This is a genomic window from Parabacteroides distasonis ATCC 8503 (assembly GCF_000012845.1).
GTDB classification, from domain to species: domain Bacteria; phylum Bacteroidota; class Bacteroidia; order Bacteroidales; family Tannerellaceae; genus Parabacteroides; species Parabacteroides distasonis.
On the sequence record NC_009615.1, the window covers coordinates 3,775,540 to 3,791,539 of the forward strand.

A 16,000-nucleotide genomic window follows, 5' to 3' on the forward strand; every position below is an offset into this window, starting at 1 on the left:
GCAAAGAGTATATAATCATGTAAAGCGTATGGAAAAGAGTGAATATATCATATTGTTAGAACGTTTCTTGAAAGGAGAGACTACTCATGACGAGGAACGGATTCTGGTGGATTGGTTCAAGAGCGATGTTTCCCGGAATGAATTAAGGAACTATATCCAGCGGAAATGGGAAATTGCGTCTAACAGTTCTATTCCTACGGATTTGAAGGAGCGAATGTTCCGGAAAATACAAAGTCGTATTGAGAGCGTAGCGGCCGAGAAGAAGGAAGTTGGGCGATTCTCTCTTCGGAATATCATGCGTTATGCGGCTATTGGTTTGTTGGTGATCTGTGCCGGTTTGGGAGGACATCTGCTGACAAGGTATTCACGGTCGGTTGGTGTGGAAAAAGACTATCTGGTCTTTGCTGCTAAAGGACAGAAAGCGAGCGTTGTCTTACCGGATGGTTCCAAGGTTTGGCTGAACTCAGACTCAGAAATCAAGTACACAAACCTATATGGAGATGGAGAGCGCATCATATCCTTGGATGGAGAGGCTTATTTTGAGGTAGCGAAAGATAGTCTCAATCGTTTTGTCGTACAAGCGGGCGATTTAGCGGTAGAGGCGTTGGGCACTTCTTTTAATGTAAAGGCTTACGAAGAAGATAATCAAGCCGTGGTCACCTTGTTTCAAGGAAAAGTAAAAACGAGTGTCGGACGAGACGAGGCGTTCTTATTGCCGGATCAAGCGGTTACTTACTTGAAAAACACGGGGCAACTGAAAAAATCCACATTGAATGACGCATATAGGGCCTGTCTATGGCGGAATAATGAGTTGGCTTTTAATGATGAGGCTTTAAGCGAGATCGCCGTATTGTTAAACCGGATGTATAATATCCAAGTAGTATTTAAGAGTGAGAAGGTTAAAGCATTACGATTCACGGGAGTGATAACCAATAATAGCTTGGATAATATTATCGAACTAATCAGTTTGACATCGCCTATTATATATACATCAAAAGGAGATACTATTATTATTGATGAAAAAAAGTAATGCCTATGACGAAGGACGTGAGATAACAAATGTCGGGCTTATATAGCTAAATCAATCGTTAACTTTTGATATGTTTTTGTGAATAGTCCACTCTGCGAAAAAGAGTGGAAGCGTATCATATTGTGTAAATTATACTATTAAAAACACGTGGAAAATGCGTAAAATTAAACAAACGGTACGAACAATCTTATTGTGTGGCTTCCTATTTGCTTATACGGACGCCACTTTGGCGCAGATAACTTTATCTGTGAAACAACAACCTGTTCGTGAAGTTATTAAAGAGATCGAAAGGATCAGTGATTATCGTTTCTTTTATAATGAAAACTCGATTCCGATGGAGAAACGGGTTACGGTAAACGTAAAAGATAGCGATATCGAGAATGTACTTAATTTGATCGCCGATCAGATGGGTATATCGTATGTTATTAAAAACAACCAAATCGCTCTATCCGCTGAAAAGCGAGCGAATGTAGCCCAGCAAACAAGGAAAGTGCAGGGGACGGTGGTAGATGATCTAGGGATGCCAGTTATCGGAGCGAATGTATCCGTAAAGGGTACCACCAACGGTACAATTACGGATATGGATGGTAATTTCTTGTTGGAAGTACCTAACAATGCCATTCTGGAAATTACTTATATTGGCTATCGCCCTCAAGAGATCGCTATAAAAGGGCAGACTCGGGTCGATATTAAATTAGCGGAAGATACTCAAAAATTGGATGAGGTCGTAGTGGTCGGTTATGGTACGCAAAAGAAAGCGACCTTAACCGGAGCTGTCGCCTCCTTGAAGGGCGAGGAACTGGCAAAGGTTAGCCAACCGAATATGAAGGCAAACTTGATCGGTAAGATCCCGGGTGTACGCTATCAGGAGTCTACGGGTGAGCCAGGTGTCGATAGCTCGGATCGATTTAATATTCGTGGTTTTGGAGAGCCGTTAGTTATTGTGGATGGAGTGGAACGTCCGTTTACCCAGATCGATCCGAATGAGATCGCTTCTATGAACGTCTTGAAAGATGCCTCCGCCGCTGTGTACGGTTTCAAAGGAGTGAATGGTGTCATCATTATTGAGACGAAAAAAGGTGAGATGAGCCGCCCTAAAATTAACTATAGCTATTCTATCGGTTTGCAATCTCCGGTAAAGAACCTTGAGATGATGAATGCGTATGAATATGCCTATTACCGTAATCAAGCGTTGATGAACGCCGGACAATCCAAGCGTTTTACGGATGAAGAGGTCGAGAAATACCGTACAGGTTCGGACCCAATCAATTATCCGTCCACCGACTGGTATGCGGAAACGGTCCGCAAGGTTGCCCCGAAACAACAGCATAATTTGAATATCAATGGAGGTTCTGAGAAGATCCGCTATTTCTTCTCGTTAGGATATTTGGATCAAGAGAGTATCTTAAAATCTACCCAAGAGTTTAAGCGCTATAATTTCCGCTCAAATATTACGGCTGAGATCACCAGCAAATTGAACGCTGAAGTGGGCCTAGGCGGTCATATCGATGATTATAAATATCCGTATTGGACGGGCGATGAAGGTATCGAGTTATTTACAGCGATTAAGTCGAACGCTCCGAATGTCCCTGTCTATGCCAATAATAATAAAAACTACTACTATAATTCGGACAATAATGAATTGAACCCGGTAGCCATGCTCGATCGTGACGCTACAGGCTTCAAGGATAAGCGCAATGTCGAGTTTAACGGTCAATTAGCTTTGAATTATGAGATCTTTAAAGGACTAAAAGCCCGTGCTTTCTTCGCCTATGATTATACCAACTTGGCTCAGAAAGAGATGAAGACGGCCTGTACGTTCTATACCTACGATTCGGTTCAAGATACGTATAACCCGATAACGAAGGTCGCGAAGGGAGAGTTGATGGAGAAAACTCAACCTTATTATAAGACTACCCAGCAATACTCATTGAACTACAAGAATACATTCAATGATTTGCACGATGTGGAAGCTTTGGCTTTATGGGAGTGGAAAGAGACAAATACGAACTGGTTCATGGCTAGACGTTATTATTCGACAACATCGGCTATACCTGAGCTAGATAGAGGTGACGTGGATAATATGTATAATGAAGGAAACTCTGCGGTCTATAAATATGGCGGTTTAGTAGGCCGCTTGAATTATGTCTATGCGGGTAAATATATGGCTGAGTTCAGTTTCCGTTATGATGGCTCTTATAAGACGGCTCCGGATAAACGTTGGGGATTTTTCCCTGCCGTATCTGCTGGCTGGCGTATTTCTGAAGAGCAATTTATGAAAGACTTGGTACCTCAGATGGATAATTTGAAACTACGTGCCTCATGGGGAAGCATTGGTAATGATAGCCAACTAAACGCTAGTCAGTTCGTCAGTGGATGGCAATTTGAGGATCGATTTATATTGGGAGGTGCAGGAAACTCTTCGGCTTCGATTACGAATGGTATGAAAGAAGCGAATTTGGCGAATCCGAATATTACTTGGTATAAGGTAATGACTACGAATGTTGGTTTGGATGGCTCTTTCTGGGGCGGTAAGCTTAGTTTTGAGTTCGATTACTTTTATCGCAAGACGACAGGATATCCGGCGACACGTAACACTTCTTTACCAACTACCTCTGGTATCCCTTTGCCGCAAGAGAATTTGAATAGTAGTGATAACCGTGGTTTTGAATTGTCTTTAGGTACTGTCCAACGGATCGGGAACGTGAATTTACAGATCAAAGGAAATGTGGCTTATGCTCGTGAAAAGGATTTGTATAAGGAGCAGGCATTACCACTGAATCAATATAAGAATTGGAGAGACAATGGCGCATATCGTTGGAAAAATGTTACTTGGGGGTATGAACATATCGGTCAGTTCCAGTCTTATGATGAGATCTATAATTCACCGATCCAAGATGGTAAAGGTAATTCATCGTTACGTCCAGGTGATATTAAATATAAGGATCTGAATGGAGATGGCTTGATTGATGCGAATGATGAGAAAGTGATAGGTAAAGGAACTTTCCCTGACTTAAATTTCGGGTTGACATTAGCTGCGGATTGGAAAGGCTTTGATGTGAATATCTTATTTCAAGGAGCCTCGAACTATACGCAGGTATTGAATGCCTTGACCAGTCCTTTCCGTGGACCGGGCGAGGGAAATGGTTTCCGTGTATGGATGGATAGTTGGCATAAGGCGGATTATAATGATCCGGATAGTGAGTGGGTACCGGGCAAATTCCCCTCTTTACGTATTGAGGGTAATGATAATAACTCGAAAAAATCCACCTATTGGACGACTGATGCGTACTATGTTCGCTTGAAATCTATTGAGATTGGGTATACCATACCCAAGAATCTTTTAAGCAAGGTGGGTATTGAGCATTTGCGTGTATACGCTAATGCGTATAACCCCTTGACGATTACGAATGTCAAATATACAGATCCAGAGGCAATAGAAGGTTGGCAAAGTTTCTATTATCCACAATTGAAAGTATATTCATTCGGTGTTAACGTTAGTTTCTAATAGGATTTAAAAGAAAAATGAAGATGAGAAGAACTATAATTTATTCCTTGTGTTGCGCTTCCTTATTACTTTCTTCCTGTGATTTGGATGTTCCTGTGACCGACCGTTTGCCGGATGAGGAAGTTTGGAAGGATGATAATCTGATAACAGGAGTGTTCTCTAGATTGTATAACCAGATGCAGATGGAACATAACTCCACTTATTTTGAGGGATGGGATGTTTGGAATGTCAGCTTAGTGACCGCTTCAGATGAGGGTACAGGAGCTTACCAAGCTGGGGATCTTGGTACGGGTGACGTTGCCCGTGCGAATTTCAATGATGAGTGGTTTGGTCTGTGGGAGGACGGTTTTAAGGCTGTTCGAGCGACGAATCTGGTATTACAAGAGCTGAATGCGGCCGAGATGCCGGAAAGCAAACGGCAGCAATTGATCGCCGAGGCTCGTTTTATTCGTGCGTTCCATTATTTTAATCTGGTAAAACGCTACGGAGGCGTTCCTATCGTGACAGAAGTACAGCAATATACCGGTCCGGAAGACTTGTATGGCTTACAAGTTTCCCGTGATAAGGAGCAAGAAGTCTGGGATTTTATTCTAACTGAATTAGACGAGTCCGCTTTGGAATTACCGGAGACCCGTGAATCTGTGGAAAGAACCCGTGCCACTCGATATGCGGCTTATGCGTTGCAATCTCGTGCGGCATTGTATGCGGCATCGATCGCTAAATACGGCAAAGTGCAATTGAACGGTATCGTTGGCGTGAATAGCGATGACGCTAACGCATATTGGGCGAAATCGATCGAGGCGGCGGATAAAGTGATTAACTCGGGTAAATATACGCTTTACAACCAGTATGCGGACCGGGTGGAGAACTTCCGGAATATGTTTCTGGAGAAAAGAGGATGTTCGGAGTTTATCTTCTGGAAAGAGTTTCTGGCTACCGATCTAGGCCATTCTTGGGATTTATTGAATGTGCCGTTTAGCTTCGTGCAGAATGGCTATGGTTGCGGGCAGAATCCCACACTCGATTTAATAGAGGCTTTTGAATATAAAGATGGTTCAGACGGTACCTTGAAATTGAAGGATGCTTCTGGCAATTATATCAAATATGACTCTCCATTGGATCTATTTAAGGACAAGGACCCACGTCTTCGGGCGACTTTCTATTTACCGATGGATGAATGTAGGGGAGGGATCGTCGAGATTCGTCGGGGTATTTACGATGCCTCTAAATCTGGGGATGCCCGTTTTATCACCAGCAATAACGTGAACGAGTATTATGGTGAGGAAGGTAATCAGATGAAGATCTTAGGTAAGGATGGCGTATGGGATACCGGGGATGTTGGAAAGACCGGCTTCTATACGAAGAAGTTCTCAGACGAGGGAGTGATGGATATCTCCGGGAATAAATCAGATGCTCCATGGCCGGTGTTCCGTCTGGCCGAGATGTATTTGAACAAGGCGGAAGCCGCTATGGAATTAGGCAAGACGGGCGATGCCGCTACCGCATTGAATATGGTTCGTGAGAGAGCGGGCATCCGTACGCTTTCTGCCGGGGAGGTTTCATTGGATCGTATCCGTAATGAGCGCCGTGTAGAGTTGGCGTATGAGAATCATCGTCATTGGGATTTAAAGCGTTGGCATATCGCGCATATCAAAATGGCTGATTTCCCGACCATGGCGCTTTATCCATGGTATATCTGGGGGGAAGGTAAATATATCTTTACGACTGGTAAGGCTCCGAAACCTAATAAGGTATTCTTGGAACGTAACTATTACATAAAGATCAAGGATAGCGATATGGGTAGTAACCCGATGTTGGCTCCTAATAATCCCGGTTTCTAATTAATGAAAGGAAAAAGAATCATGAAAAAGATCATATATAATATAGCGATTGTCTTGGCGGCTTCTTGCCTCTTTGCCTCCTGTGAGGATGATAATTATGATGAGCCTAATTCCGGTATCAAAGGCCGCTTTATCGATGCGGAAACCTCCGAGGTTGTCCCGATGCCGGTACAGGGTACCAGCAGTATCCAGATACGTATGTATGAGCGTGACCGTTATTATTCTACGGGTGATGATTACTCGCAGCTTCCGGTTATCACGTATCCCAAGATCGATGGGACTTACGAGAACTCGTGGATGTTCAGTAAGCAATATATCTTGACGCTGGAGCAGACTAATTTCTATCCGGTGGATACGATGGTGGTTGATCTGAACGCTGGTGGACTGACGGATCAAGATATCAAGGTGATTCCCTACGCCCGAATCAAGGTAAACAACGCTGTATTCGAGAACAAGAAGTTGAAGGTATCTTATACGATCACTCGTAGCAAGGATGACTATAAGATAGAGAATGCTTTTTTGGCTTGGCATATCAGCCCTTATATCGATAAGATGTCCGGTAACTCGGAGGAATTGGTGACTGTTGATTATACGAACGTGTCCGATAAGGATATCCTGAATACGATATTAACCCAAGAGATCGGCTTAAGTGAAAGTGCGAGTTTCAACAATAAGGATAAGCAGGCCATCATGAAAGGAAACGGAAATAGGATGTATATCCGTGTTGGTGTAACGACAAACGGTAAGGTTAATTATAGTGAGGTCGTACCTGTAGACGTATCTTTCTAAAAGTACTTTATTCCGGTAGAAAGGGATTATCTCCGACTTATGTGGGATAATCCCTTCCTCTTTTAAGTTGGATAACATTAATCTATAAAGATTCCCCGTAGCTACTATTATTTATCCGGAGTATAAAGCCAACAAGGGCTACGCCGACTTCTACGTGATGACCGACTTGATTCACGAGCCCGAGATGGACTTGGCTTGATTTTGTTTTTATGCTATTTTTGATGGTAGATAATAATACGTTTAATCATCAAAAAAGGAGATATGAGCAAGAGAAAGAATAACCGCTTGGGCAAGGCGGGCATAACATTTTATACCTATGCCACCGAACGCATCCGGGAGAAACGTTTAGCGGGGAAACATAACACCGCCGATTTATATAGGACGACCCGTAATTGGATCTGCGCCTTTCTGGGTAGGAGAAACCTTCTTTTCCCGGAGATAACCCCGGGCTTAATAAGCCGTTTTGTCGCTTATCTGCAATCCGCCGGCTTGCGAGTGAATACCGTGAATACATACCTCAGCAACTTTCGCTCGATTTATAACCAAGCTTGCCGGGATGGTCTGTTGCCGGCTTGCGTCGTATCGCCTTTCGCATACTTGAACTTGAAGCGGGAAAGAGCCGGATCTAGGGCGTTGGGAAACGAGTCGCTCCGGGAGATCGTGACCTTGAAGTCTGAGGAGCCGGATTTGGCGTGCGTGATCGACTATTGTACGTTCGCCTATTTATCTTGCGGCATGCCTTTCGCGGATATGGCTCGCTTGACTACGGCGAACCTGTATGGCGAGGAGATCGTATATCGGCGTAAGAAGACGGGGACCTTAATCCGTGTCGGGATAACAGCGGGGATGCGGCGGTTGATTAATAAGTATGCGGACGCTTCTTCCCCGTACCTTTTCCCTATTTTATCTCCGGGTAGAGAGGTAGGGCATGAGGAATACAAGGCGATACTGCGTTCGTATAATAACTCGTTGAAGAAGATCGGTCGTGCGCTATCTCGTCCCATTCATCTGACCTCGTATGTTTTCCGCCATACATGGGCAACGAACGCCTTGCGGAAACAAGTCCCTTTATCGATCATTAGCCAAGCGTTGGGGCATACCTCGGAAAAAACAACACGTTTTTATCTGGCCTCTTTGGAACAGTCGGAATTGAATCGTGCGAACGCTAGGGTGACGGAAGAGGTGGATTTGCTTTTGGCGGCTGGGTGATGCCCTTATTCGCGAAATAAGGGGAAGAGCCTATTCAGCATAAAAATTACCTATAATAGGCTATTTTCAACGGAAGGCTTGGCAAATGTAAAAAATATTATTGATAAACAATCACTTTTATCTATTTATTAAGAAATAGGAATTGAAGGGGATACAGATATCGTATCCTCTAATTAATCCAAATTTATGCTTATTGCGCATATATCGTGGATATGCGGTTAAAAATAGTGGTTATGCGTGTTTTTTTTAGTTTATGTTGGACGTGCGATATCTCTTCCCCTTATTTCGCGAATAAGGGTGATAAACATTATTAAAAGGTAACGCTCCACTACCACGGGGCATTAAAGACAAAAAGCATCATGGCAGAAGAAAAGACCATCTTGACCGTAGATCTGTACGACAACGTATTAACCGAGAAAACCGGCGATTTCACCGGAAAGATCCGCATTACCGGAACCACGCGAACCTCAGACATCTCGAACCGCATCGTGAAGAAACGCACCGAGTACCGCCCGGAGACGATCACCAACATCCTCGACCTCTCCTACGACGAGATGATCGAGGCCCTCGCCCAAGGCCGTTGCGTGGTGAACAAGTTCGGGCAATGGCTGCTCACTATCAACGGCTCGTTCGACGGAAAGAAATCAGACTTCCGCTCTACGGAGAATAAGATCACCGTAATGTTCACCCCCAGCGCCACCCTCCTGAAGGCGCTAGAAAACATCTACGTGAACGCCGACGTAGCCACTGTGGGCCCGATGATCGAGAACCTCACGGATTCTACCACGAAGGAGAAGAACCTCCATATCACTCCGAACGCCCCGGCTATCATCTTCGGCAGCACGCTGCTTATCAAGGGGGATGATCCATCTGTAGGCGTCTACTTCACCAAGGATGAGGAGGGCGCCACGCCAACAAAAGTCTCCCTTATCGTACGTAACACCAAGAGCGAGATAATTATCCAGATCCCGCAACTCGCCGAGGGGCAGTACTGGCTGAGCGTCACTACGCAGGCGGGGGCGAATTACGGCTTGGTGAAGGATCCCCGTACCTATAAGTTCCCCATCCTCCTGACGGTAGGTGCCGGAGGCGGAGGCGATAGCGAAAGCCCGGACGAGATCTGATAAGGCAGAGAGCCTCATCTATGAGGGCTGATAAAGCCTAGGCTCTCACCCCTCATAGACGAGGCTCTCTCATGGTTCATGGTCTAGGCTCTCTCACCGGTCATAGACGGGAAGCTATGAGCATACCCGTGAACGAATGTTAAGACTATTATTCACTTTAAATTATATCGCTTATGAAAACAAATTTACTACGAATCGGTTTACGGCTGTCACTGGTGGTGATAGCCCTTTTGTGTGGTGTGCATCTTGCTTGGGGGCAGGAAAATACGAAAGTGATGCACAAGATATATACTAATACTTATGGTAATGTCACGATTGATTGTCCGTCAGAGGTTGAGGATGGAGGTAGTTTTGCTTTTAAAATAGCAACATCAACAGGTGCTTATCGTCTTGGTATATCACAAGCAGGGAAGAATTTTAGGGATTTCTCATGGGATGATTCCCAAAATGCTAATGTGGCGAAGAATATTACTGGAACGATCTTAATTAATGTTGTTGAGCATACGGAAATAATGATTGGAGAGGAGAGGTATATGCTTGAGAAATGCAGCGCTATGCTTCCTCCTTCACAAACTCAACCGACTTCATCAAGCATAGTATTAAAGAGCGTGGTAACCGCAAAAGGAAAGCACTATAGTTTGAATGGTTATGAGGGTGCCTACAATACATATGCTAATATAACATCAATAACATTGCCGAATGACAAGTTTTATATTTTTCCTGATGCGTTTTCCATACAGGCTGGTTTGACTGAGATTCATGCGAAAGCTATAGACCCCAAAAATTACCATATAATAGAGGGCGCTTTCGGAGAGAAAGATTTGAGTGGAATCACGCTTTACGTACCGGCTGGCAGTAAGGCTGATTATGCCGCCAGTGCCCCTTGGAATCAGTTTAAGGAAATTTTGGAGGAGCCGCTTCCCAAGAAATATCCGGTTTATGTTGTGGGTTATGGAGTAGCGTCTACTGATGCGCCGGATTCAATAGCTCGCGGGCAATCCTTGACCGTGAATATTACGCTGGAACCCGGATTTAAATCTTTTGAACCTAGCGTAATAACTATCCCGGGTGAGGAAGTGAATAAAGATGTCGTTATACAAGTCTCTACTTATACGGAAAATGTGTTGTCTGGAATTTCTTATAGCATGAGTACTACTCAAGAAAACGCATTTTGTCATGGCTTCCTAGATGCTCCCCAGAAAGAAGTGACCATACCGGAAGTGGTGACTGTCGGCTCTAATTCTTATAAGGTAGAATATATCGTGGCTGATGCGTTTAAAAATCAAACCTCACTCGAAAAGCTTACTCTAGAAGGAAACACTGGTATTGCTCGGAGAGCATTCTCTGGGTGTACCGCCTTAAAAGAGATTCATTGTATAAGTCCTGAACCCATAAATATTTATTATGAGGACGCTTTTGAAGGAGTGGATAAGGACGCATGTGTCATCTTTGTACCTGCCGGGGCTTCCGGTGCCTACAAAGCCACCGATGGCTGGAAGGACTTTAAGAACATAAGGGAGGAGGGCACATACTCCATCACCCGTACCGGATTTGAGGGAGTCGCTTATTATGGCCCCGACTTGGTGGTTGATGGCTCCCGACTGGAAGCGAGACTCACGCCCGAGAGTGGCTATGTATTAGGCATAGGAGACATCACCGTCACCATGGGAGGCAAGAAACTGGATCCTATGTCGAAGGAATTCTTCTATGGTACATTCGGTAAGGATACCTTGACTATAGAAACCGTTACCGGCGACGTGACGATCACTGCGAAGGCTAGGAAAATTAGTGGGGATCCTTTTGTCCTTGGTGACCTTACCTATCGGATTACTAGGGATGCGGCTGTCGAGGTTGCGGGTGTAAAAGAGGATGCCTATACGAAAGGTAGATCGTACGTAATCCCCTCTTCTTTGGAATATGAAGGGAATAATTATGCTGTTACCGGTATAGGGCCTAAGGCGTTCAGCGGTCGTATCATGGAATCCATAACGATCCCGAGTAGTGTGGAGGAAGTAGGAACAGAGAGTTTCCTTGACGCACAAGCTGACGATATTCACATTCAACGTTCTACGCCACTTTCAACCGTTAATGGCTCATTCAATATCTTGGATAAAAACAAATGTAGAATCTACGTGCCCAAAGGGGCCCTTGCCGCTTATCATACCGCTACTTGGGATTGGCTAGGTTTTCCTTATATCTTGGAAGAAGGTGATAAATATTTCGATGTGGACTTTGAGTTGACAGGACTTACCGTAAAGCCCTTCCAACCGGAAATAGCTATATCCGGGAGGTCCGTGTCTTTCATTTTAGTTCCGGATAGCGGTAGTTTTTTGCCGGACTCGATCGAGGTATGGTATCCTACAGGTCTGGAGCCTTGCGAGTATGACGCAAAAACGGGCAAGGTTACTATCGCTACGGTAAAAGGGAACTTGACTATCAAAGCCAAAGCGATAGGAGCCTTATTGCCAGATAAGGACACTGATATTACAATCGGAAAAGATTCTACCTATACGGACGGCAGTACGACAGGCAGTAAGTTCAATGGAGTCATCGGAAACGACGAGGAATTAACAAGAGTTAAATCCTTGAAAATAGATACTGAGGATGGAAAGGTTACCGGCATCACGTTTAAAAGCTTGATTGTTGGTTCCGGAAGTTCTACGTCACAGAGTGTTACCGTTGCCGAGACATCCAATATCGAGATCACGTTGGATGGCAATAATAACTTAGGGAAAGTATTGAACCAAGGAAGCACACGGTTACTACCCGGCGAAAATACCCTGTTGGATGCGTTGGTGGAAAATGAGGGTATCTTCATTGATGAAACCGGTCTGTTAGATGCCGTAACGGGGCCTGCTGGCCTTACTATTGCCCAACGACCGGAGAAAGCGCCTAGGATAGAGATGGGTTCCTCCACGCTTCTAAAAGTCGAAGCGTCGGCTGAGGAAGAGGCGAATCTTTCCTATATATGGGAGAAATTTGACAGCGAGAATAATAACTGGAAGCAAGTGAAGCCGGAAGTACAGCGGACGAAGGCTCTCTCCTCTCTTCGTTCGGATGTCTTAAGTACGAATGAAGATGCGCAACTGGAGGTCTCCGAGGCCGGGAAGTATCGTTGTCTTGTCTCGAATACGGTAAATGCTGTAAATTCTACTCTGACCGCTTATTCAGAGGTAAGCATTGCCTCTTCCACACCGGATCCAACAGTGACCTTTAGTGTGACCCTTCCATCCGTTGAAGGCGCCGCCTTGAGTCCTCTCGCTGGAACTTATTCCGTGGAAGCGGGCGGTAGCTTCTCGTTCTCCCTTACGCTCGATACGGACTACGATCAATCTACCCCTATGGTAAAGGTAGGAGATAAGCTGATCGAGCCGACCTCTGATGGCAAGTATGAGATCAAGAATATCAACTCTGATATAACAATATCTATTACCGGGATCGTAAAAAACACCACCGTAGGCAATGCGGAGGTAGAATCCAATGCCTTGAAAATTTGGGGATCAAACGGGGTATTGCATATCCAGTCCGCTCATGTGAGTACGGCTTATATAATGACATTCGGCGGTCAATTGTATAAGGCGATAACCTTACCAATTGGTGAGACGATGATAACCATCCCGCAAGGTTCCTATATCATCCGTATCGAAAACCAATCCTACAAGATCCGCTTCTAGCCATTCTTGAGGAATCATAGGAAGGCGAGTCATTTGCGAGTGGCTCGCCTTTCTTGTTTAATAAATCTTAATATTTACCGGGGATATAAGTATCGTAAGCCATTAGAAAGTATATTCATGCGTAATGTCAATCTATTTATCATGAAATGTATATCTATCTACTTTGTGACCCTATTGTTACTGATGTCGGGCTGTGAATCCGGGCGGAGGTTCATCTTAAAAGATCTTCGTTGTGAGAACTTGGAGAATCCGGTTGCGATCGACAATACCCATCCCCATTTTAGCTGGAAAATCGAGACAGACGGGCAAACTATGCGGCAAGCGTATTTTGAGATACAAGTAGCCACGGATAGTTCCTTGCTGGCTCAAGGCAAAGCCGATCTATGGAATTCAGGTAAGGTGGAATCGTCCGCTTCCGTGATGGTCCCTTATCGAGGGAAAGAGTTGCGATCTAGTGTGCTGGCCTATTGGAAAGTCCGGGTATGGGACGATAAGGGGGAATCCTCGGATTGGAGTCCAATCAATCGCTTTGGGATCGGGCTTTTGGATAAAGCGGAATGGCAAGGGAAATATATAGGGATGCCGGATGAGAAGAATCCGATGTTAAGGAATAAGTTCGAGCTTCAAGACCGTGATGCCACATTACTCCTTCATGTAAACTCCTTAGGGTATCATGAGATCTATTTAAATGGGAGGAAGGTATCGGAAGATGTTCTCTCGCCTGCGGTATCTCAATTAAACAAAAGATCATTATCGGTGACGTACGATCTTACGCCGTACGCAAAGCAGGGAATAAACGACTTATTGCTCTGGTTGGGCCGTGGCTGGTACAGAAAAGCTACTTTTAATGCCGTTCATGATGGGCCGTTGGTTAAACTGCAATTGGACGAGATTCAAAGAAATGGCGCTACAAGTACGTTACTCGTTACAGATAGCTCTTGGGAAGGCCGGGGAAGTATGTATGGTGAGACCGGTACCGGTACTTGGTATCCCCATCAATTCGGGGGTGAATGTGTGGATGGGCGGAAGGCGTTGCCGGATTTGACAACGGCTACGCTTGACAAACTGGATTGGACGCCGGTATTGGAGGTGGAGGTACCCGGGATAGAGGTAAGTCCCCAAATGTGTGAGCCTAATCGAATACAAGAGATTATCCGTCCCAAAGGAATCAAACAAATAGGGGATAGTATTTGGCTCGTAGATATGGGAAAGGCGTTAAATGGTTGGGTTGAGCTGAGTTTCCCAAAATTACCGGAAGGCCACCGGGTCCGTATGGAATATACGGATTGGTTAAATGAAAACGAAGATTTCAAGCCACAAGAGGAGAACGGACAGTATGAGGATTGGTATATCGGTTCCGGACAAGGCAAAGAGGTATTCCGAAATAAATTTAACCACCATGCGTTTCAATATATAAGGATATCCGGTTTGGCGAAAGCCCCCGAGGAGGTAACCGGCTATCTGATTCATACGGATTATAAGGATGCCTCGTCTTTCGAGTGCTCGGATCCGGACTTGAATGCTATCTATGCGATGATCAAATATACTTTCAAGAACCTAGCTTTCAGTGGTTATATCGTAGACTGCCCGCATTATGAGCGTATGGGATACGGTGGGGATGGAAATGCCTCTTGTAAGAGTTTCCAGACATTGTATGAGGGCTCTTCCGTGTATATGAACTGGATGCAGATGTGGCAGGATTGCATCCGTGAGGATGGGGGTATGCCGCATTGCGTACCGAGTCCATACCCGGCGGGAGGTGGTCCGTATTGGTGTGGCTTTATTATCACGGGATCGTGGCAGACTTATTTGAATTATGGGGATAGCCGTCTGATCGAGCGATATTATCCGGTTATGCGACATTGGTTGCGTTATGTGGATGCGTATACGGTCGATGGATTGCTGAAACGTTGGCCGGATACGGATTATCGGGCATGGTATTTAGGGGATTGGTTGGCTCCGGCGGGTGTCGATTATACGGCGCAGTCATCGGTAGATCTGGTTAGTAACTGCTTTATAAGCGATTGCCTCACTACGATGGAGAAGATCGCGAAGGTATTGGGGAAAGCGGAGGATGCCGCTAAGTATAAAGAGCGTCGCCAACGATTGAACGAGCTTATCCAGAAGACTTTCTATGATCCGGAGAAGAAACAGTACGCTACAGGCTCCCAGATCGATCGGATTTATCCGATGTTGGTCGGCGTGACAGATGAACAGCATATGCCCGAGGTAAAGGAAGGTTTATATCGAGAGACATTGGAGAATTGCAAAGGGCATATCGGTTCCGGCTTGGTGGGTGTTACAATCTTGACCGATTGGGCGATAAAGGACGGAGAGGCCGATTTTCTCTATTCCATGCTGAAAAAGAGAGAGCTGCCGGGATATCTATATATGATCGATCAAGGGGCTTCTACGACTTGGGAATACTGGTCGGGAGAACGTAGTAAGGTTCATAATTGTTTCAATGGCATTGGCGCTTGGTTCTGTCAGGCGGTCGGAGGGATCTTGCCGGATGAGGATGAGCCGGGCTATAAACATTTCTTTATCAAACCTCAGATACCGAATGGCGTGACGTGGGCGAGGGCGGCGAGAGAGACCCCTTACGGTACGGCACGTGTGTCTTGGACTATGGAGAACCGATCGCTTTCCCTCGATCTGGAGATACCGGCGAATAGTATGGCGACCTTTATCGCTCCATTTAACGTATCGAATTGTGTGTTAGATGGGAATAATGTAGAAATATCGGCGGGTTCGATCCTGTTGGAAAGTGGAAAACACACGCTATCGCTGCCTGCGGAATAGGAATCATATGATTCCCTTTTTGT

Annotated in this window: 8 protein-coding genes; all 8 read left to right on the forward strand. The window is 45.1% G+C overall.

Going from position 1 to position 16,000, the window contains the following annotated elements:
* Positions 1–28: 28 nt before the first annotated feature.
* Complete coding sequence (locus BDI_RS15640) at positions 29–1,030, forward strand: FecR family protein (RefSeq protein WP_011967166.1); 1,002 nt, start codon at positions 29–31, stop codon at positions 1,028–1,030.
* A 154-nt stretch (positions 1,031–1,184) separates the two neighbouring features.
* Positions 1,185–4,538: a TonB-dependent receptor gene (locus BDI_RS15645; RefSeq protein ID WP_011967167.1), complete on the forward strand. Its 3,354-nt coding sequence runs from the start codon at positions 1,185–1,187 to the stop codon at positions 4,536–4,538.
* 23 nt (positions 4,539–4,561) lie between these two features.
* Complete coding sequence (locus tag BDI_RS15650; RefSeq protein WP_011967168.1) at positions 4,562–6,379, forward strand: RagB/SusD family nutrient uptake outer membrane protein; 1,818 nt, start codon at positions 4,562–4,564, stop codon at positions 6,377–6,379.
* A 21-nt stretch (positions 6,380–6,400) separates the two neighbouring features.
* The gene (locus BDI_RS15655) at positions 6,401–7,168 is read left to right on the forward strand and encodes a DUF3823 domain-containing protein (protein WP_011967169.1); all 768 of its coding nucleotides are present in this window, start codon (positions 6,401–6,403) and stop codon (positions 7,166–7,168) included.
* A 261-nt stretch (positions 7,169–7,429) separates the two neighbouring features.
* Positions 7,430–8,377, forward strand: coding sequence for a tyrosine-type recombinase/integrase (locus tag BDI_RS15660; RefSeq protein ID WP_005860121.1), 948 nt, complete (start codon positions 7,430–7,432; stop codon positions 8,375–8,377).
* Positions 8,378–8,736: 359 nt separating this feature from the next.
* Complete coding sequence (locus tag BDI_RS15665) at positions 8,737–9,501, forward strand: DNA-binding domain-containing protein (RefSeq protein ID WP_011967170.1); 765 nt, start codon at positions 8,737–8,739, stop codon at positions 9,499–9,501.
* Positions 9,502–9,674: 173 nt separating this feature from the next.
* The gene (locus tag BDI_RS15670; RefSeq protein WP_011967171.1) at positions 9,675–13,175 is read left to right on the forward strand and encodes a leucine-rich repeat protein; all 3,501 of its coding nucleotides are present in this window, start codon (positions 9,675–9,677) and stop codon (positions 13,173–13,175) included.
* A 117-nt stretch (positions 13,176–13,292) separates the two neighbouring features.
* A complete protein-coding gene (locus tag BDI_RS15675) occupies positions 13,293–15,977 on the forward strand; it encodes an alpha-L-rhamnosidase (protein WP_041525606.1) in 2,685 nt (894 codons plus the stop codon).
* Positions 15,978–16,000: the final 23 nt, after the last annotated feature.

Bases quoted from the DNA above. Each gene is read 5' to 3' on its own strand.
- BDI_RS15640 (WP_011967166.1), top strand. From the start codon at position 29: ATGGAAAAGAGTGAATATATCATATTGTTAGAACGTTTCTTGAAAGGA.
- BDI_RS15645 (WP_011967167.1), top strand. From the start codon at position 1,185: ATGCGTAAAATTAAACAAACGGTACGAACAATCTTATTGTGTGGCTTC.
- BDI_RS15650 (WP_011967168.1), top strand. From the start codon at position 4,562: ATGAGAAGAACTATAATTTATTCCTTGTGTTGCGCTTCCTTATTACTT.
- BDI_RS15655 (WP_011967169.1), top strand. From the start codon at position 6,401: ATGAAAAAGATCATATATAATATAGCGATTGTCTTGGCGGCTTCTTGC.
- BDI_RS15660 (WP_005860121.1), top strand. From the start codon at position 7,430: ATGAGCAAGAGAAAGAATAACCGCTTGGGCAAGGCGGGCATAACATTT.
- BDI_RS15665 (WP_011967170.1), top strand. From the start codon at position 8,737: ATGGCAGAAGAAAAGACCATCTTGACCGTAGATCTGTACGACAACGTA.
- BDI_RS15670 (WP_011967171.1), top strand. From the start codon at position 9,675: ATGAAAACAAATTTACTACGAATCGGTTTACGGCTGTCACTGGTGGTG.
- BDI_RS15675 (WP_041525606.1), top strand. From the start codon at position 13,293: ATGCGTAATGTCAATCTATTTATCATGAAATGTATATCTATCTACTTT.